At 53.5% G+C, this 23,289-nt stretch carries 19 protein-coding genes and 2 pseudogenes; 17 read left to right on the top strand and 4 right to left on the bottom strand.

The window, feature by feature from the left end; translation table 11 throughout:
* Nucleotides 1-98 precede the first annotated feature (98 nt).
* From JUJ53_RS13910 to JUJ53_RS13980, 15 genes and pseudogenes are all read left to right on the top strand, one after another.
* Nucleotides 99-521: pseudogene (locus JUJ53_RS13910) on the top strand (phosphoketolase); the annotation flags it as partial.
* Between the two features lie 55 nt (nt 522-576).
* Complete coding sequence (locus JUJ53_RS13915) at nt 577-1,002, top strand: hypothetical protein (RefSeq protein WP_204152639.1); 426 nt, start codon at nt 577-579, stop codon at nt 1,000-1,002.
* A 199-nt stretch (nt 1,003-1,201) separates the two neighbouring features.
* Nucleotides 1,202-3,889 (top strand): cation-translocating P-type ATPase, encoded by a 2,688-nt coding sequence (locus JUJ53_RS13920; protein ID WP_204152640.1) that lies wholly within the window; start codon nt 1,202-1,204, stop codon nt 3,887-3,889.
* 48 nt (nt 3,890-3,937) lie between these two features.
* Nucleotides 3,938-5,557, top strand: coding sequence for an oleate hydratase (locus JUJ53_RS13925; protein WP_204152641.1), 1,620 nt, complete (start codon nt 3,938-3,940; stop codon nt 5,555-5,557).
* Nucleotides 5,558-5,568: 11 nt separating this feature from the next.
* A complete protein-coding gene (locus tag JUJ53_RS13930; RefSeq protein ID WP_204152642.1) occupies nt 5,569-5,811 on the top strand; it encodes a thioredoxin family protein in 243 nt (80 codons plus the stop codon).
* Nucleotides 5,812-5,839: 28 nt separating this feature from the next.
* The gene (locus JUJ53_RS13935) at nt 5,840-6,838 is read left to right on the top strand and encodes a permease (protein WP_204152643.1); all 999 of its coding nucleotides are present in this window, start codon (nt 5,840-5,842) and stop codon (nt 6,836-6,838) included.
* A gap of 271 nt (nt 6,839-7,109) precedes the next feature.
* Complete coding sequence (locus JUJ53_RS13940) at nt 7,110-8,162, top strand: NAD(P)-dependent alcohol dehydrogenase (RefSeq protein ID WP_204152644.1); 1,053 nt, start codon at nt 7,110-7,112, stop codon at nt 8,160-8,162.
* 33 nt (nt 8,163-8,195) lie between these two features.
* Nucleotides 8,196-9,200, top strand: coding sequence for an NADP-dependent oxidoreductase (locus JUJ53_RS13945; protein ID WP_204152656.1), 1,005 nt, complete (start codon nt 8,196-8,198; stop codon nt 9,198-9,200).
* Between the two features lie 199 nt (nt 9,201-9,399).
* Nucleotides 9,400-10,095, top strand: coding sequence for a type 1 glutamine amidotransferase domain-containing protein (locus JUJ53_RS13950; RefSeq protein WP_204152645.1), 696 nt, complete (start codon nt 9,400-9,402; stop codon nt 10,093-10,095).
* 26 nt (nt 10,096-10,121) lie between these two features.
* Nucleotides 10,122-10,487, top strand: a complete 366-nt coding sequence (locus tag JUJ53_RS13955; protein WP_204152646.1) for an HPF/RaiA family ribosome-associated protein — start codon at nt 10,122-10,124, stop codon at nt 10,485-10,487.
* Between the two features lie 19 nt (nt 10,488-10,506).
* Entirely contained in the window at nt 10,507-11,529 is a 1,023-nt protein-coding gene (locus JUJ53_RS13960) for a class I fructose-bisphosphate aldolase (protein WP_204152647.1), read from the top strand.
* On the top strand, nt 11,526-12,131 hold the full coding sequence (locus JUJ53_RS13965; protein WP_204152648.1) for a histidine phosphatase family protein: 606 nt from the start codon (nt 11,526-11,528) through the stop codon (nt 12,129-12,131). The genes JUJ53_RS13960 and JUJ53_RS13965 overlap by 4 nt, the downstream gene beginning before the upstream one ends.
* A 156-nt stretch (nt 12,132-12,287) precedes the next feature.
* The gene (locus tag JUJ53_RS13970; protein ID WP_204152649.1) at nt 12,288-12,881 is read left to right on the top strand and encodes a cytochrome c; all 594 of its coding nucleotides are present in this window, start codon (nt 12,288-12,290) and stop codon (nt 12,879-12,881) included.
* A gap of 283 nt (nt 12,882-13,164) precedes the next feature.
* Nucleotides 13,165-14,460, top strand: coding sequence for an APC family permease (locus JUJ53_RS13975; protein WP_204152650.1), 1,296 nt, complete (start codon nt 13,165-13,167; stop codon nt 14,458-14,460).
* 101 nt (nt 14,461-14,561) lie between these two features.
* Nucleotides 14,562-16,499, top strand: a complete 1,938-nt coding sequence (locus JUJ53_RS13980; protein WP_239125055.1) for a heavy metal translocating P-type ATPase — start codon at nt 14,562-14,564, stop codon at nt 16,497-16,499.
* 416 nt (nt 16,500-16,915) lie between these two features.
* On the opposite strand, the gene JUJ53_RS13985 is transcribed toward JUJ53_RS13980, so the two are convergent.
* Nucleotides 16,916-17,293: an alpha amylase C-terminal domain-containing protein gene (locus JUJ53_RS13985; RefSeq protein ID WP_239125056.1), complete on the bottom strand. Its 378-nt coding sequence runs from the start codon at nt 17,291-17,293 to the stop codon at nt 16,916-16,918.
* Nucleotides 17,294-17,528: 235 nt separating this feature from the next.
* Nucleotides 17,529-17,945 (bottom strand): YggT family protein, encoded by a 417-nt coding sequence (locus JUJ53_RS13990; RefSeq protein WP_204152652.1) that lies wholly within the window; start codon nt 17,943-17,945, stop codon nt 17,529-17,531.
* Nucleotides 17,946-18,046: 101 nt separating this feature from the next.
* On the opposite strand from JUJ53_RS13990, the gene JUJ53_RS13995 reads away from it, so the two are divergent.
* Complete coding sequence (locus JUJ53_RS13995; RefSeq protein ID WP_204152653.1) at nt 18,047-18,193, top strand: hypothetical protein; 147 nt, start codon at nt 18,047-18,049, stop codon at nt 18,191-18,193.
* 71 nt (nt 18,194-18,264) lie between these two features.
* Here the strand turns inward: JUJ53_RS13995 and JUJ53_RS14000 are convergent, their stop codons facing one another.
* The gene (locus JUJ53_RS14000) at nt 18,265-22,647 is read right to left on the bottom strand and encodes a tetratricopeptide repeat protein (protein ID WP_204152654.1); all 4,383 of its coding nucleotides are present in this window, start codon (nt 22,645-22,647) and stop codon (nt 18,265-18,267) included.
* Between the two features lie 130 nt (nt 22,648-22,777).
* A complete protein-coding gene (locus JUJ53_RS14005) occupies nt 22,778-22,963 on the bottom strand; it encodes a hypothetical protein (RefSeq protein ID WP_204152655.1) in 186 nt (61 codons plus the stop codon).
* 54 nt (nt 22,964-23,017) lie between these two features.
* Between JUJ53_RS14005 and JUJ53_RS14010 the strand changes: the two are divergent.
* Nucleotides 23,018-23,289 (top strand): annotated as a pseudogene (locus JUJ53_RS14010) (IS982 family transposase); the annotation flags it as partial.

Consider the following 23,289-nt stretch of genomic DNA (forward strand, 5'->3'; position numbering starts at 1 on the left):
CTTTCAACGACTCTGGCTCTCTTGGCGCTCTCAGATATCACTACACTACTGCCATTCCCAGGACTTGAACAGCCTTTTGTCATACTGAGAATTGCTGTGAACATCCGCATGGGTTGAGCGATGAGGCATTTGATGCCCTCTTTACCCAAGACAAACCCGTGATCTTCGCTTTCCACGCCTACCCATGGCTAATTCATCGACTCACCTATCGCCGCACCAACCACAGCAATATCCATGTGCGCGGCTACAAGGAAGAAGGCACCATCACCACACCCTTTGACATGACCGTGCTCAACGACCTCGATCGCTTTCATTTAGTCATGGATGTGATCGATCGCCTGCCGCAGTTGGGGGCTAAAGGGGCTGACCTGAAGCAAGCGATGCAAGCCAAGCTCATTCAGCACAAGCAATACATCAACCAGTACGGTCAAGACTTGCCAGAAATCCGCAACTGGACATGGAATTCAGAGTCAACGCTGCCAGCAACACCGTTGCGGGGAAAAACGCCTGTCCCGACCTGAAATAAGGCAAAGAAGTCCGCTACTTTGATTGATTCAACACACTAGAGGAAGCATCATGAGTACTGCCATTGATAACTTTACCCAACAACTTCACGACAATTTAGAAGCACTTGAAGATCGCGCCAAATCACTGAAGAACAATATCCAATCTTTACCGAGAAAAACTCAAGCTGAGATTCAATCTAAGCTCAACGAAGCCAAGGCAAATCTGGACGCAAAGAAACAAGAATTTGATGATTACCGGGCAAAGCTCAAAACTCAGTTGGCGGAAAAAGAATCTGAGGTGATGTCGAATATTGAAGAATGGAAATCAAATCGCGAAGCCGAGAAACTCGAACATCGGGCTGATAAAGCTGAAGACTACGCGGCAACTGTGACCTTCTTGGCAGTGGCGGCGATGGAGGAAGCCGAAGAAGCAACCTTAGCTGCGCTCGATGCCAGACGCGATGCCGAAAACGCGGCGGGAATTACAGAGACGTAAGATGCGATAGAACCCATGCATCAAAGGGAAACTTGATGCGGTGGTTGAAGGTTAAGTCCACCACCATGACCACGGGAAAACATCGTGCAAGTCCATACTGACCACAGCATTGAAGGTTATGCAGCTCTGGCTGCTCGGGTCAAGCTTTTCGGTTAGGGCCATTGGACTGATAGGGGCTTGAAATACGGAGGTAGAAGTTGTGAATCATGGCTTTGGAGTTCTATCTAATACAGAAGCTAATACAGAAGCTGGCTTATCTGAGCAAGAGGCGATCGCGCGTCTCAAGCAAGACGGCTACAATGAACTCCCCTCATCGGGATCGCGCAGTTTGTGGGCGATCGCCTGGGACATTGTTCAAGATCCCATCTTTCTTTTGCTGGTCGGCGGCGGCATCATTTATTGGGCTTTAGGCGACCTGCAAGAAGCCCTGATTTTGCTGGGTTTTGTCTTTTTCATTATGGGCATTAGCCTCTATCAGGAAGGCAAGACCGAACATGCCATGGAAGCCTTGCGCAATCTGTCTAGCCCCCGTGCCCTGGTGATTCGGGATGGACAACGCCAACGGATTACCGGGCGAGAGGTGGTGCGGGGCGATGTTTTAGTCCTGGCCGAGGGCGATCGCGTACCGGCGGATGCGATCGTGCTGTCCTGCTCCAATCTGTCCACCGACGAATCGTTATTAACCGGAGAATCTGTTCCGGTTCGCAAAGTTGCTGCTGACATCGACGCTCAGGACGGCAAGATGCCCCGTCCAGGGGGTGATGATTTGCCCTTTGTCTATTCCGGCACGCTGGTCGTGCAGGGGCAGGGCATTGCTCAAGTGCGGGCGATCGGCGCTCAGACGGAAATGGGCAAGATTGGCAACGCCTTACAAACCGTGAAACCGGAGCTGACTCCCTTACAACGGGAAATGAATCGGTTAGTGAGCCGTTTGTTTGGGATTGCGTTAGCGCTGTGTGTGGCGATCGTGGTGGTGTATGGCCTCACCCGAGGCGATTGGCTCAATGGCATTCTGGCCGGCATTACGCTGGCGATGGCAATTTTGCCGAATGAATTTCCCGTTGTCGTCACGATCTTTTTGGCGTTGGGCGCGTGGCGCATTTCTCAGAACCATGTCTTAGCGCGTCGTGCCGCTGCCGTTGAAACCGTCGGGGCTGCGACCGTCCTCTGTGTGGATAAAACGGGGACATTGACCCTGAATCAAATGGCGGTGCAACAGTTATGTGCCTATGAATTATGTGCCGATGAATCTACCCATGATCAGGCAGAAAAGCCTCACACCTATGATTTGAGCCTGCATACAAGCGAGCCACTCCCCGAAACGGTGCATGAATTAGTCGAGTTCTGCATTCTGGCGAGTCAGCGCGATCCCTTTGACCCGATGGAAAAAGCGTTTAAGCAATTGGGCGATCGCTACCTTGCCGATACCGAACATATCCACAACGATTGGCAACTGCTACGAGAATATCCATTGTCACCGCAACTATTGGCCATGTCCCATGTTTGGCGGTCGGCAGATAGTGAACAGTATGAGATTGCGTCCAAAGGCGCACCAGAGGCGATCGCTGATCTCTGTCATTTCACGCCCGCCCAGCAGCAACGACTGGCAGAACAAGTGAGCGACATGGCAGCGCAGGGCTTGCGGGTATTAGGGGTGGCTAAAGCAGCGCTGCTCGATGCGCCGCCGCCCTTTTTGCCACCCCATCCATCGCTCAATCCATCGAATTTGCCCGACCAGCAACATGATTTTCCGTTTCAATTTCTCGGCTTGGTGGGGCTGTCTGATCCTGTCCGTCCAACGGTGGCGGCGGCGGTTCAAGAATGCTACACCGCTGGCATTCGAGTGGTGATGATTACGGGCGATTATCCCGGCACAGCGCAAGCCATTGCGCGGCAGATTGGTTTGCTGCAAATGGGCGCTGTGATGACCGGAGCGGAATTGGATCAGATGAGTGATGCTGAGCTTCAGGAGCGGATTCAAAGTACCAACATCTTTGCACGGGCTGTGCCTGAGCAAAAATTGCGCCTAGTGAATGGGCTGAAAGCAAAGGGTGAAGTCGTGGCGATGACGGGCGATGGGGTGAATGATGCCCCTGCCCTGAAAGCCGCACAAATCGGCATCGCTATGGGGCAGCGCGGCACCGATGTTGCCCGTGAATCGGCGGAGTTAGTGCTTTTGGATGATGATTTTTCGTCGATCGTGCAAGCGGTCAAACTGGGACGACGCATTTTTGATAATCTCCGCAAAGCAATGTCTTATCTGCTGGCAATTCACATTCCGATAGCGGGGATGTCATTAATTCCAGTGTTGTTTAAGCTGCCCTTAGTCTTATTGCCCATTCACGTTGCCTTTCTCCACTTAATTATTGATCCCGCATGTTCGATTGTGTTGGAAGCCGAACCCGCTGAAGCGACGGTGATGCAGCGCCCACCCCGCAACCCCAAAGAACCCCTGTTTGGCAAGAAAACGGTGGGTTTAGCCGTGTTGCAAGGGAGTGGCATCTTGGCGATCGCCCTCATTATTTTTGTCGCCTCGCTCTATCGCGGACAAAGCGAACTAGATGCCCGTGCACTCACGTTTACGACGTTAATTCTGGCCAATTTAGGACTCATTTTGAGCGAAAGTTCAACCGCTCGCCTCAGCTTAAGCGTCCTAAAATCCCCCAATGCTGCCCTGCGCTGGGTGATGGGCGGTGGACTCTTTTTTCTGGCGATCGTGCTTTACGTGCCTTTCTTGCGTCAATTGTTTAGCTTTTCGTTTCTACACCCGATCGACCTGGCAATTTGTTTGAGCGGTGGGTTGATTTGTCTAATTTGGTTTGAGCAGTTGAAGGGGTTCATCCAACCCCGAAAAGTAGTTAAATCCTCGTTGAGGAAACCTGCCTGAGAAGCTTGGCAAGCAGTCAATGATCACGTTCACTTAAAAAAGGCAGCTATGACACAACAATTATCGACTACACCCCCGGCAAGCTTCAGTACGGCCAACGGTGCCGCCCGTAAGGCTTATATGGTGGGGGGTGGGATTGGCTCCTTAGCCGCCGCCGCGTTCCTGATTCGCGATGGCAATATTCCAGGTTGCAATATCACCATCTACGAGGCGATGCCCGTCTTGGGCGGCAGTCTGGATGGTAACGGCAACCCCACGCAGGGCTACACCATGCGCGGCGGACGGATGCTGACAACCGACAACTATGAATGTACGTGGGATTTGTTCAAATCGATCCCCTCCCTCGGTTCTCCGGGGCAGACGGTATTTGATGAGACGATCGCCTTCAACAAGCTGCACCAGTCCCACGCTAAGGCGCGGCTCGTCGATCGCCATCGCGCCAAGCTGGATGTCGAGTCGATGGGATTTTCTATGCAGGATCGGATTGAACTGCTCAAACTCACTGAAGCTGACGAAGAGACACTGGGCACCAGCTGCATTACAGATTGGCTATCACCGCCCTTTTTCACAACCAATTTCTGGTTCATGTGGTCAACGACGTTTGCGTTTCAACCTTGGCACAGCGCGGTTGAGTTCCGACGTTACCTGCATCGGTTCATGATGGAGTTCTCCCGAATTGAAACCCTGGCCGGGGTCAAGCGCACGGTCTACAACCAATTTGATTCCTTGGTGCGACCGTTGGTGAGTTGGCTGAAGGCGCAGGGGGTGAATTTTGTCGTCAACTGCACCGTGACAGACTTTGAGCTAAAGATGGATCAGGGCCAGATCGTCGTCACGGGTATTCACCACAAGCGCGATGGCACGACCGATATCCTGACGATCGCCGACAACGATTTGGTGTTCTTCCAAAACGGGTCGATGACCGATGCCTCCAGCTTTGGATCCATGACAAGTGCGCCCCCACAGCTCACGAAAGATGATAGTGGTGGCTGGTTGCTATGGGAAAAGTTGGCTCACAGCCATCCTGAATTTGGGAACCCAGCGGCGTTCAATTCCAGTATTCCAGAGTCATTTTGGGAGTCCTATACGGTAACCGTCAAAGACACCGCTTTCTTTGACCAGATGGAGGCATTTTCTGGCAATCAGGCCGGCATTGGCGGTTTGGTGACGTTCAAAGATTCCAATTGGATGATGTCGATCGTGCTAGCGCATCAACCCCACTACATCGACCAACCTGCCGATGTGCAGGTGTTCTGGGGCTATGCTCTGCACCCCGATCGCATTGGCGACTTCGTACCCAAATCAATGGCGGATTGCAACGGCAGCGAAATTTTGCAAGAGCTATGCGGCCATCTGAATTTCGATCGGTCGGCGATCGCCACTGCCATCTGTATTCCCTGCCGGATGCCCTATATCACCAGTATGTTTATGCCGCGTGCCTATGGCGATCGCCCGCTGCCCGTGCCAAAAAACTCCAAAAACCTAGCCTTCGTCAGCCAATTTGTCGAAATCCCTGATGATGTCGTTTTTACCGTGGAGTATTCCATCCGGGTGGCCCAAATGGCCGTCTACGAACTGCTGGGCATCGATCGCGAGATTCCACCCATCCTGCACCATGACGACTCCATCAAGGTAAAACTTGATGCGGTGGTGAAGGCGTTTCGATAAGGAGATATGTCATGAATGCCATCAAAATTGAAATTTTGGGTGCAGGCTGCAAAAAGTGCCAACAGCTAGAAGCAAATGCTAAAGAAGCGGTCGCTAATCTCAATTTAACGGCTGAAGTTCTGCACATTACCGACCCCATCGAAATTGCCAAACGAGGGGTGATGTCTACTCCCGCCATGACCATCAATGGCAAAGTTGCCAGCAAAGGTCAAGTCATCAGTGCCGAACAAATTCAGCCTCTATTGCAGCGTTAAAGAGGTGCAGCGTTAAAGAGGCAACTTCATGGTCGATCCTTTTTATCCGTTTGATTGGTTGGCAACCCAAATTGTGACCCAACTTTTGGGCTTGTCGATTTCATCACATTTAGGGTCAAGTCTGCACTTCTTTCTTTACGATGTGCCGAAAGTCCTAACATTGCTGATTGTCATTAGCTTTATTGTTGGGACATTTCAAAGCTTTTTAGAACCAGAGCGCGTTCGCACTTTGCTAGAAGGAAAACGCACTTTTGCAGGGAATATTTTGGCGGCAATGGTAGGCATCGTTACCCCATTCTGTTCTTGCTCTGCGGTTCCTTTGTTTATCGGTTTCTTAGAAGCAGGTGTACCGTTAGGCATAACTTTTTCTTATCTGATGGCAGCGCCCATGGTCAATGAGGTTGCTGTTATCCTTCTCTGGGGATTGTTTGGGTTAAAGGTGACGCTGATCTACATTGGCTTTGGTGTGGGTTTGGCGATCGCTTCTGGGTATATCATTGGACGCCTAAAGTTAGAGAAATGGGTAGAACCATTTGTCTGGCAACTTCAAAAATCTCGTCAAGACATACCTCTAAAAGAGGAAGACATCCTCGAACCAGTGGTGTTAAGTTGGGGGCAAAGATTTGAGCAAGGGAGGTTCCAAGCCAGTGAAATTGTGCGATCAGTTTGGCTCTATGTAGTGATCGGAATTGCGATCGGTGCAGGGATTCATGGTTATGTACCGACAGATTTTATTACCCAATATGCAGGCGAGAATAATCCTCTTGCAGTGCCGATCGCAGTCATTTTGGGTGTTCCACTCTACGCAAATATTGCGGGTGTGATGCCCATTACTGAAGCGTTGGTCAATAAAGGAATGCCGATGGGTACAGTTTTAGCCTTCACGATGGCAGTAACCGCACTATCTCTTCCTGAAATGGTGATTCTTAAAAAAGTGCTGCGACCACAGCTATTAGCTGTATTTATTGGATTGATGACCGTTGGCATTGTTAGCATTGGCTACATATTCAACGCCATCATTAATTGAAGCGCTCCCTTACAATTGCGAAATGATATGATGCTTAATCAACTAATTCAGACCATATGACTAGGGTATCGATTCCATTCACACGAATTGAAGACGATCAAACTGTTGCTGCCCTGTGTAAGTTTGATCTTTAATTCTGAAGGAAACCTGTGTTGGATCTCGATAAAATTGGAGAAATAAATCTGCCTGCCCTTGACCCACGCAGCTTGAAACTTTAGTCAAAGCATTTCAATCAGCTTTGCCAAAACAGATCATCTCAAGAAGGAAATCAATGAAAGTCAACGCCTACGCAGCCCAAGACGCTAAGACGACCCTCGCACCCTTTGACATTCAACGTCGCGATCTCGGCAAACACGATGTGCAGATCGACATTCTCTATTGTGGCGTGTGTCACTCTGACTTACATACCGTCCGTAGCGAATGGGGTGGCACCACTTACCCCTGCGTACCCGGTCATGAAATTGTTGGGCGGGTCGTCAACGTGGGAACGCAGGTCAACAAATTTAAGGAAGGCGACATCGTTGGGGTCGGTTGCATGGTCGATGCTTGCCTCACGTGTTCTAACTGTGAGCACGACTTAGAACAATTCTGCGAGAAAGGTACGATTTGGACGTACAACTCTCCTGACCAACACATGGGCGGCATGACGTTTGGTGGCTACTCCGAGAGCATTGTCGTGGATAAAGCGTTTGTGCTGAAAATTCCGAAGCATTTGGATCTTGCCGCTGTTGCTCCCCTGCTTTGTGCCGGGATTACCACCTATTCTCCATTGCGTCACAATAATGTTCGCAAAGGCCAGAAGGTTGGCATTGTGGGACTCGGCGGCTTGGGACACATGGGGGTGAAATTGGCCAAGGCATTTGGTGCCCATGTTGTCGTCTTCACCACCTCACCCAGCAAAGTTGAAGATGCCCTGCGGCTGGGAGCAGACGAAGTCGTCAATTCTAAGAATGCGGATGAGATGAAGCCGCATCTGAATAGTTTCGATTTCATTCTTGATACGGTTTCGGCCCAACACGACATCAACGCCTATCTCCTCCTATTGGGGCGCGATGGCAACCTCACCCAAGTTGGTATACCAACCGAACCGCTTTCTCTGAATGTCGGTAGCTTAATCTTTGGTCGGCGTAGTCTCAGTGGTTCCCTAATTGGCGGCATCAAAGAAACACAGGAAATGCTGGATTTCTGTGGGAAGCACAACATCACGGCAGACATCGAACTCATTCCCATCCAGAACATCAATGAAGCCTACGATCGCCTGATGAAGAGCGACGTAAAATACCGTTTCGTCATTGATATGGCTTCATTACAACCAGCTGCGTAAGCCACAAATGAATCCTAAAACTAGGTTATGAATATGTCTCACATCACCAGCCGCGAGATTCGGCTCATATCTCACCCCACTGGCATACCAACCCCAGCTAACTTTAGCCTCGCCCAAACCGAACTGGAGCCGCTGCAAAATGGACAGGTACTCGTTCGCAACCTCTATATGTCCGTTGATCCTTACATGCGCGGTCGCATGAACAGCGGGAAATCCTATGTGCCACCGTTCGAACTGGGTCAGCCCATGACCGGCGGCGCAGTCGGCGAAGTCGTTGAGTCTCGCGCCGATCCGTTCAAGCCAGGGGATGCGGTCACGTCTAGCTATGGCTGGCGGGAATATTTCATCGCTAAACCACAAGAGTTACACCCAGTCAGCCGCGACCTGCAACCGCTTTCAGTCTACCTAGCGGCCCTTGGCATGACGGGCATGACGGCTTGGGCTGGGTTGAAGTTGGTAGAGGTCAAAGCGGGTGACGTTGTGTTTATTTCGGGAGCGGCTGGTGCGGTCGGTAGCGTCGCTGGGCAACTCGCAAAATTGCGCGGGTGTCAGGTGATCGGCTCTGCCGGGTCGGAAGAGAAAATCCGATTTCTGCTAGAAGACTGTGGCTTTGACAGTGCCTTTAACTATAAGACTGATGCGGTGCTCAAACAGTTGAATCTGGCAGCACCGGATGGCATTGATGTCTATTTCGATAATGTCGGCGGTGAAGCACTCGAAGCGGCGCTCTCGGCTTTACGGTTGCAGGGTCGGATTATCGCCTGTGGTGGCATCTCTGGGTACAACGCGGAAAAGCCACAACCTGGCCCTCCTAATCTTTTCAACATGACGACCAAACGGTTGACGATGAAAGGATTAATCGTTGGCGATTGGCTCAGTCGTCAAGGCGAATTTGAACAGGAAGTGGGCGGCTATTTCCGCGCTGGAAAACTTAAAAATAAGGAAACAGTGGTGACAGGCATCGATCACGCTGTGGACGCATTCATCGGTCTATTTGAAGGCAACAATATCGGCAAGATGATCGTGAAATTCGATTAAGGAGTGACCTATTGAGTGGGCACTTGCCTGATGAATTGAAGGACATCAGAAGCCTAGAATAAGCATTCGTTATTGGGTTTAAGGAGGTATAGAGGGTGTAGTAATAGCGATCGCAAATGGATTGGGCAGACCTACCCAAACTAATCTGTGAAAGTCAAAATGTCTGAAATTCAAACCAAAGTAACTAAAGGAGTCTAGTATGAACATACTGATGGTGCTGACCTCACACGACCAGCTCGGCAATACGGGTAAAAAAACAGGTTTCTGGCTCGAAGAATTTGCCGCCCCTTACTATGCTTTCAAAGACGCAGGTGCAACGATCACACTCGCTTCACCGGGGGGTGGGCAGCCACCGCTCGACCCCACGAGTGACACCCCAGATTCTCAAACGAAAGATACGCAACGCTTCAAAGCAGATCCTGCCGCACAAGCCGCTCTCGCGCAGACCATTGAGTTGAATAAGGTTTCTGCTGATGATTTCGACGCTGTATTTTACCCTGGGGGGCACGGGCCACTGTGGGACTTAGCTGAAGACGCAGCCTCGATCGCCCTAATCGAGACCATTCTGGGTGCGGGTAAACCCGTTGCCTTAGTATGCCATGCGCCCGGTGTGCTGCGTGATGTCAAGGCAGTCAACGGCGATCCTGTCGTGCAAGGTAAAGCCGTAACAGGCTTCACCAATACCGAGGAACAGGCCGCCGGGTTAACTGAAATTGTCCCTTTCCTAGTCGAGGATATGCTCCGAACCAACGGAGGCAAGTATTCCAAAGCAGATGACTGGCAACCCCATGTTGCGACAGATGGGCTGTTAATTACTGGGCAAAACCCCGCATCTTCTGAGCCAGCCGCCAAGGCGCTACTAGAAAAGCTCAGTCTGCTTGCCACTGTTCAATAATCTGAGAGGCTCCGAAAGAAACCGCCATGCAAATCCAAATTCATACTGACCACAACATCGAAGGTCACGAAGCCCTGGCTGATCAGGTCAGTGGCGTCGTCAAAGATGCTCTGAGCGGAGTTAGCGATCGCATCACCTCTGTTGATGTTCACCTGAGTAATCAGAACAGTGAGCAAGAGGACGGCAATGACAGCATGCGCTGCGTGATCGAAGCTCACCTTGAAGGCCTTCAGCCTATCGCCGTCACCGATCAGTCCGCCACCTTAGACCAGGCCGTTGACGGGGCTGCCGATAAACTGACCCACTTGATCGAGAGCACGCTGGGGCGACGGTCACATCAAGCGAGTCATCGGACTGACCCACCTCTGTCTAGCTCAGTTAATCGTCAATAAATCTTCCGAGGAGTTAGAAATGCATGCACAAAACCTTATAGAAACCGCGAAGATGCTGGTTGCTGACAACAAAGGTCTGCTGGCAATGGATGAAAGTAATCCAACGTGCAACAAACGCTTTGCCAAACTGGATATTCCCCAGACAGAGGAATATCGACGCGCCTATCGGGAGCTGCTGGTCACCACGTCCGGTCTTGGCCAGGCTATCAGTGGTGCAATCCTCTACGATGAGACGATTCACCAGCACACACGAGATGGCATTCCCTTGATTCAAGTCATCCTTGATGCGGGAATTATTCCTGGCATCAAAGTTGACGCGGGTGCCAAGGCTCTTGCGGGTCATCCCGGCGAAAAAATTACCGAAGGTCTGGATGGCTTGCGCGATCGCCTCCAGGCCTACGCTCAAATGGGCGCTCGCTTTGCCAAGTGGCGGGCGGTGCTGACCATCGGTTCTGACATTCCCAACCGGGGTTGCATCGAAGCGAACGCTCAGTCATTGGCGCGCTATGCCGCCTTGTGCCAGGAAGCAGGACTGGTGCCGATTGTTGAGCCAGAAGTGCTGATGGATGGAGCGCATACCCTAGAGCGGTGTAGTGCGGTGACGGAGGACGTCCTACAAACCGTCTTCAACCAACTCTACACACAACGGGTGCTGCTGGAGGGCATCATCCTGAAACCCAATATGGTGCTGCCGGGCTTGACCTGTGCTCAGCAAGCAACGGTGGAGGCGATCGCTGATGCCACGGTGCAGTGTCTCTTGCGAACGGTGCCCGCTGCCGTGCCGGGGATTGCGTTCCTGTCGGGCGGTCAATCCGCTGAGCTAGCCTCGGCGCGGTTGAATGCCATGAATGTTCGCTCTAAAGCGCCCTGGGCATTGACCTTTTCCTTTGGCCGCGCCATCCAGCAACCCGCGTTAGAACTTTGGCAAGGCAAAGAGGTGAATGTGGCGGCGGCTCAACAGGCGCTACTGCATCGAGCCAAGTGTAATGGGGCAGCCCGTCAGGGCACATACAAGGCAACGATGGAAGGGACGGCAGCATGAACATCAACCTGCCTACCCCCCTGCGCCTTTACCTGATCCGCCATGGTGAAACCGAATGGGCGCTCACGGGCCAGCACACGGGTCGCACGGACATTCCATTGACCCAAAACGGCGAGGATGAAGCAAGGGCTCTCGGCCCGCATCTACGGGCCATCCGATTTGCTCATGTGCTAACCAGCCCGCTCCAGCGCGCCAGCCAAACCTGTGCGTTGGCGGCGTTGGCGCAAGCCCCGGACATCGAACCGGACTTGGTCGAATGGGATTATGGGGATTACGAAGGCAAGCGATCCGTAAATATCCGTAAGGAGCGACCCGACTGGAATGTTTTTCGGGATGGTTGTCCGAACGGTGAAATGCCTGATCAGATTTGCGATCGCGCCGATCGACTCATCGCTCGTCTGCGCACTCTGGAGGGGAATATCGCCCTCTTTTCCCACGGTCAGTTTGGCGGTGTTCTGGCTGCCCGCTGGATTGGCTTAACGGTGATCGAAGCCCAGCATTTTCCGCTTGGCACAGCGTCACTCAGCATGTTCGAGTTTGATCCCCACCATCCCACCGTGCCGATCATCACCTTGTGGAATGCCACCGCGCACAATCTATAAAACTGCCAAGGTACGGGTGATGCTGGACTCAAAACCCAGTGGAGTCAGTAGAACCACGATCGCCTGAGGCTGGGTGCCGCGATCGCTATCCAAGGAGAACGAATGATCAACCGAACCATCAAAATCATCACCAATTGCTTATTAGGTGTTGTTGTCATGGTGCTGCTCGTGACCTGTGCCCACCACCCGCAGGTCATGGCACCCCGTGGAATGCCCCAGGAAGCGGGGAGCTCGATGCAGCCAGCAGCACCCACTGAAACCGCTCAGGCAATAAGCTATCGTTCCAACGGTGAACGCATCTATTTCTCCTCGACGAGCGATCGCGGCACAACTATTACTTACACGGGCGACCCTTCCTTCGAAGGGAGGATGGAGGATGGCTCATCAGGCGGCATGATGGGGACTAGCAATGGTAATACAGGCAGAACGGGCAGTGGCTACGGAGGGATGATGGGACATGGCAATGGTAATACCTCACCAGGCAGAGCGGGCGGCTACCTGACCTGCGCTTCCTGCCATGGTGCCGATGGTCGTGGTGATGTACACAGGATGATGGGAATGCAAACCATGGTTGCCCAAGACATTCGCTGGTCAGCGTTGGAACATGAATTCGATGCCGAAACATTCCGCCTGGCAGTGACGCAAGGTCAAGATCCTGATGGCACACCCTTGGAGCAGGATATGCCGCGCTGGACTATCGGCGACGAAGACCTAGCTGACTTGATCACTTACCTCAAGACGTTGACGTGATAGGGAAAATCCCAGACATCTGCCAACGTTGTTTCGCCGGACATTGGCGATCGCCAGCTCTCCCTCCTTCCCTAACACCGATTACGAGGACCATGTGCTGAATCCATGCAATCTTGCTAGGCGTTGAAGGTGTCGTTAATCATCAACGCTGTTGGGTTGCCAGACCGGAATGGGTTGAGGCGCTGAACTTGCGGTTTCTGTCCCCGGTGCAAAAAGGGTCGCAAGGAAGTGAATCGCGGGGAGAGAGCGATCGCCGGTAGAGACTATAGGAGGCACGTTAACAATGGCAGAGCGCAACATGGGATTTTGGTCAGTGGTTGCCGTCGGCATCGGTGGCATGGTGGGTGGCGGCATCTTCGCCGTTTTGGGGTTGTCGGTGCAGTTAGCCCAGGGAGGCGCACCGTTAGCATTTGCGATCGCCGGTACGATTGCCCTACTCACGACCTATGCCTATGTCCAACTCTCGATCGCTTTCCCCAGTCGAGGCGGAACCGTCACCTTCTTAAATAAAGCCTTTGGCACAGGCGTTCTGACCGGAGGCATGAACCTGTTGCTGTGGCTGAGTTACATCGTGATGCTTTCTCTCTACGCCTCTGCATTTGGCAGCTACGGTGCCATATTTTTCCCAGAGTCTGCCCAAGGCTGGATTAGGCATCTGCTCATCAGTGGGGCGATCGTCGGCATCACTGGGCTTAACTTTCTGAGCGCCGATTTGATTGGTAAAGCCGAAAGCTGGATTGTTGCCTTCAAACTCATCATCCTAGGCGTATTTATCGGCATTGGTGCGCGAGGCGTTGATCTGGCGCAATTACAACCCTCTACTTGGGCTTCGCCTCTGTCAATCATTTCAGGCGGCATGATTATTTTCTTAGCGTTTGAAGGCTTTGAGCTGATGGCCAACACCGCCGAAGACATCAAGAAGCCCGAGCGGACATTGCCTCGTGCTTATTATTCAGCGGTTATCTTTGTGCTGTTGCTATACGTTCTGATTGCTGGCATCACCGTAGGTTCTTTACCGACTGACCAAATCGTTGCGGCGAAAGAATACGCATTAGCGGCGGCGGCAAAACCATTCATGGGGCAGGCTGGTTTTAGTTTAATTGCGATCGCGGCTTTACTCTCAACAGCTTCAGCGCTCAATGCCACACTTTACGGCACCTCACGCCTGAGTTTTATCATTGCTAAATCTGGAGAGTTACCCGCTGCGTTAGAAAAAAAGATCTGGAATCAGCCCATTGAGGGGTTATTAATCACCAGTAGCTTAACCCTCATTATTGCAAATGTGTCCGATCTATCTGGCATATCTACCATGGGCAGCTCGGGCTTTTTACTCATTTTTGCGGCTGTCAACTTTGCTAATGTGCGGCTTTATAAACGAACAAACAGCTATCGATGGATTTCATTTTTGGGCACTGTCGCCTGTCTGGCTGCTGTCTTTGTGCTGTTAGCTCAAACCGCGCAAACCAATCCGCGAAATCTTTGGATCGTAGTTGTCATGGTAGGTCTAGCCTTTGCGATCGAGATCGTTTATCGAAAACTAACCAATCGCGAAATTCATCTCAGCGTTCGGCGTGATTGAGATAAATAAAATTAAAGTTTTTTGTGAAAAATATGACAGATCATCACACTAATCATAAACACCACGATGGACACGGTAAACATGCTGGACACAGCCCAGCGATGTTCAAGCGTCGCTTCTTTATTTGCCTAGTACTGACGCTACCTGTCCTCTATTTTGCGCCCTCGTTTCAGCAGTGGTTTAACTACCAAGCGATCGAATTTTCCGGTTCAAACTGGGTGACACCCATTCTCTCCAGCATTATTTATTTCTATGGTGGCTTGGTTTTTCTGAAGGGGGCTTACCACGAACTCCGCAGCAAAATTGGCATGATGACGCTGGTAGCCCTTGCCATCACCGTCGCGTTTGTCTACAGCGTGGCCGTGTCCCTGGGATTAGAAGGCAATTCCTTTTACTGGGAACTGGCAACCCTAGTCTTGATCATGCTGCTCGGTCACTGGATTGAAATGGCTTCTGTTCAAGGAGCTAGCCGCGCTTTAGAACATCTCGCCAATCTAGTGCCGTCCGTCGCTCATAAACAGATCAATGGGCAGATCGAAGATGTCCCGGTAAGCACATTAGTTGAAGCCGATCAAATTCTTATTCGTCCAGGTGAACAGATCCCGATTGATGGTGAAGTTGTAGACGGAAACTCCAGCGTTAACGAAGCATTTCTCACGGGAGAGTCGCGCCCGGTGGTCAAAAAAGCCAGGGATGAAGTTGTTGCTGGAGCGGTGAATGGAGAAGGTGCTTTAACCATCAATGTCACTCGCACTGGAGATCAAACCACGCTGAGCCAGATTATGCGCCTGGTTGAGGAAGCGCAGGCCTCTAAAAGTCAATATCAAACCCTAGCCGATCAACTGGCTGCTTGGCTAACTTATACAGCGATCGCCGTTTCTACCCTGACGTTCATTGTTTGGCTATCGGTGGGCACAGGCGGTTTAACCTTTGCCATTAATCGAGCGGTGACGGTGTTAGTTATCACCTGTCCCCATGCGCTGGGCTTAGCGATTCCCTTGGTGATCATCAACGCTACATCAATGGCGGCGAAAAACGGGATTTTGGTACGCAACCGCGATGCCTTTGAACGAGCACGAGGCATTAAAACCATTGCCTTTGATAAGACCGGAACCTTAACTAAAGGACAGTTCGGTGTAGAGCAGATTTATGCTGACGGGATTGAGGAGCTGCCCGCCTTAGTGATTGCGGCCTCCTTAGAATCCCTATCAGAACATCCCCTCGGACAGGCGATCGTTCAGGAAGCACAGAAACGCGATCGCCAGCTTCATAAAGCGACGGACTTCAAAGCTGTATCGGGTCAAGGCGTTGAAGGTGTCGTGAATAATCAACGCTATCGGGTGGGCAGACCGGAATGGGTTGAGGAGCTGAACTTAAAGTTTCCTTCAACCTTGCAAAAAGGGGTGCAAGAAAGTGAATCGCGGGGGGAAAGCGCGATCGCCCTGATGGATGATCAGCAAGTCCTGGCGGTCTTTGGGCTCGCCGATCAGGTGCGCGAATCGGCCCGAGCAGCCGTGAAAAAACTACAGGCAATGGACGTGCAGGTGGTGATGATTACGGGCGATGCCGAAGCCGTGGCCAAGACCGTTGCAGAGGATTTGCACATCGATCGCTACTATGCCCGTGTTTTACCCCAGGATAAAGCCTCGTTGATTCGGAAGCTTAAAGCTGAACAGCCGACGGCCTTTGTGGGCGATGGCATCAACGATGCCCCGGCATTAGCTGAGGCAGATTTAGGACTGGCAATCGGGGCTGGCACCAATGTGGCGATCGAATCAGCCGATTTAGTCTTGGTTAAAAGCGATCCGCTGGATGCCACCTACGCACTGAAACTTGCCAAAGCCACTTACAACAAAATGATTCAGAACTTATTTTGGGCAACCGGGTATAACGTCATTAGCATTCCCTTAGCAGCAGGAATTGCAGCACCGTTCGGCATTATCTTATCGCCAGCCGTGGGTGCAGTCCTGATGAGCATTTCGACCGTCGTTGTTGCAATCAATGCCATGTTATTACGTCGCGTGCTTTTGCATGATTAAGTGCAACGCATTCAAAGACCATAGAACTGGCAGATCTACCACTCCCTAATCTCTATCGTAATAGACCATACATGTTGTTCTGTCCAAGCTGATAGGCATTCACCGGAGCGATCGCCCCACTCAATTAGGTCAAAACCTCGCTGATCTCTAGACATTCCCTTGATATTGGAGCCTTAAACAAATGACTAATAAACCTGAACGGGTGACAAGGCAGCTTAAAATCATACGAATGCTAAGGATTTTTAGACTCGGTCTTTGATGGGTTGTCTCTGGTCAGTATCCACGAATCGAATAGCTTGGGGATTTATTTCAGCTAGGTTGCGTCCAATCGTGGGGCTCATAAACTAGGTGATGCTTCTCATAAGGTAAGTCTTAGTATTATTGAGCGTTTTGCTAGCCTGCCTAAGCAACAGAATTTATTGCGATAAGATCAGCACACTGTAAGGGCCGATGGAAATCGACCCATGCCAGGGTAGTCCGTCGTAGGAGCCTGGTTCTGCGATCGCATCCGCACTGAAATGGTTGCTAAAGCCGTCGTTGTAGCCGCACCAATCGCTGTTGAAGCGGAGCTTCCAGAGTCCCTCTGCCGGAAAGCCAATGGTGTAGTTATCTTGGGAGGCATGGAAGAAGTTGGCGACCACCACCACGTCATCGCCTGGCCCACCCTGATCCCAGCGGTGAAAGGCGATCATCTTGCGGGCATCGTGCAGATGGTAGACCTGAATGGACTGCCCGCAGAGACCACGGGTACAGCCGTTACGGTTGCGGCGCAGGCGAATCAGGTCGTGGTACAATCGAGGATATATTGACGCACTTCGCCCCGATCATAATCGGGCCGGGTTTCGCCCCAAAAGGCACAGCCAGGTGTGTCCTTGAAGCCGAGAAAAACTGGAGCGGGTAGACGTTAAAAGCTAGGAGTCATCATTAAATTAGAGACTAAATTCTGGCTCCTACATCCTGGATGATAACCCAGATGTGATGTCCCGCTTTAACCAGATGTGATGTCCCGCTTTAAGTTGACAGCCAACATTATGCCTTTTGATAAAATATAAATCTAACCAGAGAGACCCCGAGATAGCCCAAAAGACTATAAATTGCGATCGCAATCAAAACATTGACATCAAATATGTTGGCTCCTCCTCCTGCGGTAGGGCTGATAAATAAGGTAGAAAATGGAGCTACAAAAGGAGCGGATAGCTGATTGATCAGATGAGCAAATCCATTGTCAGGATTAGCGCCGAACAGGCGTAGCGAAAATCTGATAATCAGCAACGTTACCAGCATTCCTATCAACCAGTAAATGCTATTGACGATCCAAATAAAGGTGGAACTGTGTTGAGCAGATGTCAGGCGTTTTTCTTCTTGCCGAAGACGGAACGTCTCTTTGTCACGTTGGAGATCATTTTGCCGCTCCAGGTTGTTTTCATCATGGGGATTGAACTTCATGCCTTAGGTCCTTATTTTTTGAAGTTGGAAGCCTAGATATCATTAGTGTGTTATGACGTTGTTTTACTTTATGTATGATTTGATGAATTACGATACAAACTGTGAGTAAACGATCGCCCTCGCAACACATTGGCAACCATGGATGGCGCTTAGGGACATCGTCCTTTGACTGGGGTATGCAGAGCAGGGCGATCGGTCGTCCGTTCGTCACGATTCCGCAGTCGGGGATGTTGCTGCCCCCAGAGTAGGGGGAGCAGCTAATGCGTAGGATGGGAGCTATGCTTGCCCATCACTCAAACGCTCGAAGATGGGCAGGGTCTTACATCCTTTGCCCATCCTCCGGGGGTGGGGGTGAGAGGCGATGGATGAGGAAGAGCACCTCGGCGGCATCGGCGCAATAGAGGGCGGGGTCGTCGGCTAGGGCGGGGTCGCGGGAGCCGTTGAGGATGGCGACTATGGTCTGGATGAGCTGCTTGAGGGAGTCTGGGGCGTTTGGATTGCTGGTGAGCTGCTCGAACAGCGACTGGACTTCATCGACCTGTTGCTGAGCCAGCAGCCCCAAAACGTGATCGACTAGCTGGCCACCGTAAGCCTGCGCGTAGCCGCCCTGCTGCCGGTAGGCGAGGTAGGTATCGCGGGCCTGCTGCCACGCCGCCCGCGCTGCCGCTGGGTTGCCCGTTGCGGTTTCGATGTCGTGCAAGGTGTTGAAGGATTTATAGATTTCAACCGCTGTGCCAAAGGGCTGAAAACACTCGATCGCCCGCCGGATCTCCCCTCGCGCTTCGTCGTACCGCTGGAGCTTGCGTAGCGTATAGGCAATGTTGTTGCGGGTTACACCTTCGTACCGCAAGTCCCCTTGCTCTACATAAATATCCGCCGCCTGTCGGTAAAAGGTCACGGCCTCTTCGGGGCGATTTAAGCAGTTGTCGTAGAGATTCCCTAGCTGAGTCAAAGTGCTCGCTGGCCCATTCGCATCGGTCATCTGGGTTTTAATTTTTAATTCCAGGGACTGGCGGTAGGCGGCTTCTGCGGCGTCGTACTGTCCGGCATCTTGGTAGACAATGCCGGTCTGGTGCCAGATGATGGCTACCGTTTGGGGTTCGTTTTGCTGTTCAAACAGGGTGCGGGCGGCGTCGTATTCTGCGATCGCCTCCTCATACCGCCCTTGCTTTCTTAGCACATCAGCCAACTGTATTTTCCCAACCGCCACTCCCCGAAAATCCGCCAGCTCTTCGCCTCGTCTGATATGTTCCTCGTACTTAGCCGCCGCATCCTCCAGCCGCCCCAAGTCCCGCAGGCAGCCGGCCTGCTTTGCTAGGGCTACGGATGCCATGCGGGCCGCGCTGCTATTATCAATGTCCTCAAACAGCCGCTGGGCTTCTATAAACAGCTCCAGCGCCGGGGCCCCCTGTCCGGCAGTTTTCAGCACTCGACCGAGCAGAGCATGGGCCATGGCCAACTCATAATCCGCTCCGCTGTAGGCGGTTGGCCCCACCGCCTGGGCCTGGTCGTAGGCGGCTTGCAGTTGCCCCTGACCCAGCAGGCGCTCAATGTGCAGGCGCTCATTCTCAGAGCGGGCCTTGCCCCACTCGGTCAGGGCCGCCGCCGCCCGCTCCCGCAGGGCCACCGCCCGCGCCAGGGCCTGGGGCCGGTTCAGGAACTCCAGCAGTTGCTCAATCTTCCCGGCAGTGTTGGCGACCTGTTCCGCCATTGAGCTATCCACCTCAAACCGCTGCCCCAGATAGTCGAGCAAGGCCATCAGGTTGGGCAGCTCCAGCAGCGTCAGGTTTAAGGCCATCGTGCTGTCTTTAAAGAACTGCTCATACAGAAAATCGACCAGTTGCACCATGGCCTCGGCCCAGGTGGTGGTGAGCTGGGCCAGGTGCTCTGGGGGTTGCCCCAGTTGTAGGTAGGCGGGCAGGGCCGGGTCGAGCCGCAGGTAGTTGTACTCCTGGGCTTCCGCCATCCCCACATCGATCAGCATTCTGGCTACTTCAGCAACGCTTTCAGTTTCAATCCCCATGACGGTGGCCATGATTGCTAAATGCCCGCCCCCGTGGAACACCGCCAGCCGATTCACCCGCTCCCTTACCGCCTCCGGCAATCGCCGCAGCGACAGCTCCACGCTGGCATAGAGTGAGTTCTCTCTGTCGCCCGCATTCTCTCGCTCCAGCTTCGCCATCAGCGCCGCCACAGTCTGCGTCGTCGCCCGCACCCCGTGGGCCACCTCTCGCGCCAGCAGCACCAGAGCGCGGGGGTGGCGGTTCACCGTTTCCACCAGTTCCGTTATCTCCTCCGGCGTGGTGGCGTTGTCGCTGGCTGGTGGCTCCCAGCCGTGCTGGGCCATTACTTGCTCGACGAGCTGCACGGCTTCGGTTTCGCGCAGCCGCCCCAGCTCCACCGTGCATTTGGCCTTGGCAAAGGGGGCGGGCAATGGCTCGCGGCTGGTAAACAGCAGGCGGCAGCGGGGGTCGGCGGCCAGCAGTTTTTCGCAGAGGGCCAGCAGCTCTGTTACATCCGCCACCCCGGCAGGGTTGTTACCCTGGGCATCGGGCAGCACGCTCTCCATATTGTCGATCACAATTACCGTGGGGTAGTCGCGCAGGGCGCGCTCTACGGGTTGCAGAGCTTTGGCCTGGTTGTCGCCATACTGGGCCACGGTGTAGTTGGGTACTAGCTGGCGACCGATCACATCTAGCACCCCCCGCACATCCTGCACATTCTGCGATTCCACACTGACAAAGGCGGCGCGGTCAAAGCGGTGCGATCGTACCAGCCAGCGGGCCAGCTCGGTGGTCAGGGCGGTTTTGCCCAGGCCGCCGCTGCCGCGCACCACGGCGTAGGGTTCCTGCTGTAGCAGGCGCTCCAGGTGCAAAAGCTGGCGGCTGCGGCCTACAAACTGGTGCTCGGGGGGCGCGGGCAGTTGGCCCAGCTGCACCTGTCGCCGCTGGCGGCCCAGCCGATCCGCCGCTTCCCCCACCGTCACAGTGAAGAGCTGGGGGTCGTCTTTTTCTTGGTAAAGCACCGGTACAAACCAGTCTTGCAGCCTCAGGTCGCCCGCCCCCATGATCTTGAACCGGTAGGGGTCGTCGTAGAGAGCGGCTTGCCCCGCCAGCATGGCATCGCCCACCCGCTTGCCCTCCGCCAAGCTAGTGTAAAACCGCTCCACAAAGCGGCGGGCGGTTTCCACCAGCACCGAGTGGCTCATGGCCACCACCGAGCCTACTCCTTCTTCTAGCAGCTTGGCCGCTACCGAGGTCATGGGGTCGGCGCTAGATTGGGCAGTCTGGCAGGCTTCTAAGAAAATCAGCGGTACGCCATAGTGCCGCAGTTCAGAAGCTAGAGCCGGAGCGTAAACGAGCTGGAGCAGGCGCTGGCCCAGCTTTTGGCTGTCCTTGGGGTCTTCAAAACACAGGGCACCCAGCCCCACCCGCTGGTCGTAGACGCCGTGGCCATCAAAGTGGACGATTTCGTAGGGGTCGTTTTCGGCTCTGCCTCGCTGGAGGGCTGCTTTCATAGCGGCAAAGGTGGGCGGTTGCAACATATCCACCTTGACCAAGGCTCCGCCCAGGTTTTCCACCGCCTTTACTAGAGCCAGGGCACTGACGCGGTGGTCGATATAGCCCACCTTGCCGCCGCTCTCATCCACTTCAGGCCGAGGGCTGACCAGCAGCACCCGAATGGGCAGGTCGGCTTTTAGGGTTTGGGTCAGCTCGCGATTGGGCAGTCGCCGCCGCACCCGCACCCCATTTGCCCCCTGGGAGAGATAGCCTTTGCCGTCGTGCAAAATCTCCCAGGGCAGCGACAGCAGGTCGCTGGCGGCTTCGCGAAACTGGTTCGCTTCTGCCTCGGGGGTGCCTTCCTCCGGTTCGCTATCGACCTGCACCGAAAAACGACGGCTGCCGGTAGTTCGTTGCCACTCGGACAGGGGGGCTCGGGCCGACTCGCCACTGACGGCGGCGCGATAGAGCGCCTGCCCCCAATCGGGTAGAGCCGCCTCTGTCTGGCCCGCCCGCTGCTTAAAGACTCCCGTGGGCCATTGGTAATATTTTTCGATGTACCAGCGCAGGTCATCCAACTCTAATGGCCCCAGGGGGGCGGTAAAGCGGTAGCGGCGGCTAGTAATCTCGCGGCTGCGATCGGCGGGGATGTAGGTGAGTTCGGCGGTGGCGGCAGCGCGGCGAATGCCGTTTTGCTCGGTAATTTGGGGGTCGATGAGCTTGAGCAGCAGTTCCTCCACCGGCTCGACCTGGACGGGCTCTCCTCGCTGCCAGTCAGCGGGCAGTTCTTCCCCCAGCGCAGCGTAGATATCGGGCATGGCCTCGTTTAGGCCGTTGGGGGTGTCTTTGATAAAAATGTGGGCATGGTCTTGGGGAAACAGCAGGTTGAGCAGGCCCAACCCAACCCCCGGAAGCACTACGGAGATCACCTTGTAGCCGTCTGTGCGCTCCTGGGCGAGCTGTAGCGCTAGGCGGGTTTCTCGCTGCACCCAGTCTGAGGACAGAGCATCGACGGTGAGCACGACCAAAAAGTGACGGGCGCTGCGGATGGCGGCCTCGACCTTAGACCACAGGGCATCGCCGCCACTCATCTCCCGCGAATCGACCCAGGATACCTGGCCTTGCAGCTCCAGCGTTTCCCGCACCCGCTGGACTGTGGCATCGTCTTTGGTGGTGTGGGAAATAAAAATATGCTGGTTCATGGCCTGACCTGCCCGAGGAGAAACGCACTGGGGTTGCTAGCGCTTGCCCCCTAGACCTAGTAAGGCATAAATCTACAAAATTGACACCCATAGCAATCGAGCCCATGCGTTGGCCGATTGCCATAGCTTCTCATCGCGGCTTTTTCCGCATCAACGTCTTCTCTAGCTCGATCGCCCCAAACACGATGGCGCTTAAGGCCACGCTAATGGCCAGCTCGATCGCGGATAGGGAGGTAGTTTGGAACACGGTTTGCAGAAATGACGTGAGTTCGACAACAATGAGGGTGCAAAAGAAAAGGCTGAGGGTTACGCTCAAAGTATTGAAATATCAAGCACCTCAGCCATATCTCTAAGTTTAGCGCGCCTCGACGTGACCCAAATCTTCTGCGATGTTGATGACGTCTATCGTGAGTTGGAGCAATTCTGTGAGCGAGATGTGGCTCGCTTGCCCTGTGATGCCCCGCCCAAAGGCTATCCATCCCGGTTGAGCATCAGTGACGTGATGACCATCGTGATTGCCTTCCATGGTTCTGGCTATCGAACGTTCAAGGACGTCTACCAGCAGCTCGTGTTGGTGCACTGGCGGGATGCTTTCCCCAGGTTGGTGAGCTACGGACGATTCATCGAGCTGATGCCTTGGAG

It is taken from the genome of Leptolyngbya sp. CCY15150 (genome assembly GCF_016888135.1).
Classification (GTDB): Bacteria; Cyanobacteriota; Cyanobacteriia; order RECH01; family RECH01; genus RECH01.

Coding starts and splice junctions, on each gene's coding strand:
- JUJ53_RS13975 (WP_204152650.1), top strand. CDS start 13,165: ATGGCAGAGCGCAACATGGGATTTTGGTCAGTGGTTGCCGTCGGCATC.
- JUJ53_RS13970 (WP_204152649.1), top strand. CDS start 12,288: ATGGTGCTGCTCGTGACCTGTGCCCACCACCCGCAGGTCATGGCACCC.
- JUJ53_RS13940 (WP_204152644.1), top strand. CDS start 7,110: ATGAAAGTCAACGCCTACGCAGCCCAAGACGCTAAGACGACCCTCGCA.
- JUJ53_RS13980 (WP_239125055.1), top strand. CDS start 14,562: ATGTTCAAGCGTCGCTTCTTTATTTGCCTAGTACTGACGCTACCTGTC.
- JUJ53_RS13935 (WP_204152643.1), top strand. CDS start 5,840: ATGGTCGATCCTTTTTATCCGTTTGATTGGTTGGCAACCCAAATTGTG.
- JUJ53_RS13925 (WP_204152641.1), top strand. CDS start 3,938: ATGACACAACAATTATCGACTACACCCCCGGCAAGCTTCAGTACGGCC.
- JUJ53_RS13930 (WP_204152642.1), top strand. CDS start 5,569: ATGAATGCCATCAAAATTGAAATTTTGGGTGCAGGCTGCAAAAAGTGC.
- JUJ53_RS13990 (WP_204152652.1), bottom strand. CDS start 17,945: ATGAAGTTCAATCCCCATGATGAAAACAACCTGGAGCGGCAAAATGAT.
- JUJ53_RS14000 (WP_204152654.1), bottom strand. CDS start 22,647: ATGAACCAGCATATTTTTATTTCCCACACCACCAAAGACGATGCCACA.
- JUJ53_RS13960 (WP_204152647.1), top strand. CDS start 10,507: ATGCATGCACAAAACCTTATAGAAACCGCGAAGATGCTGGTTGCTGAC.
- JUJ53_RS13955 (WP_204152646.1), top strand. CDS start 10,122: ATGCAAATCCAAATTCATACTGACCACAACATCGAAGGTCACGAAGCC.
- JUJ53_RS13915 (WP_204152639.1), top strand. CDS start 577: ATGAGTACTGCCATTGATAACTTTACCCAACAACTTCACGACAATTTA.
- JUJ53_RS13950 (WP_204152645.1), top strand. CDS start 9,400: ATGAACATACTGATGGTGCTGACCTCACACGACCAGCTCGGCAATACG.
- JUJ53_RS13945 (WP_204152656.1), top strand. CDS start 8,196: ATGTCTCACATCACCAGCCGCGAGATTCGGCTCATATCTCACCCCACT.
- JUJ53_RS13965 (WP_204152648.1), top strand. CDS start 11,526: ATGAACATCAACCTGCCTACCCCCCTGCGCCTTTACCTGATCCGCCAT.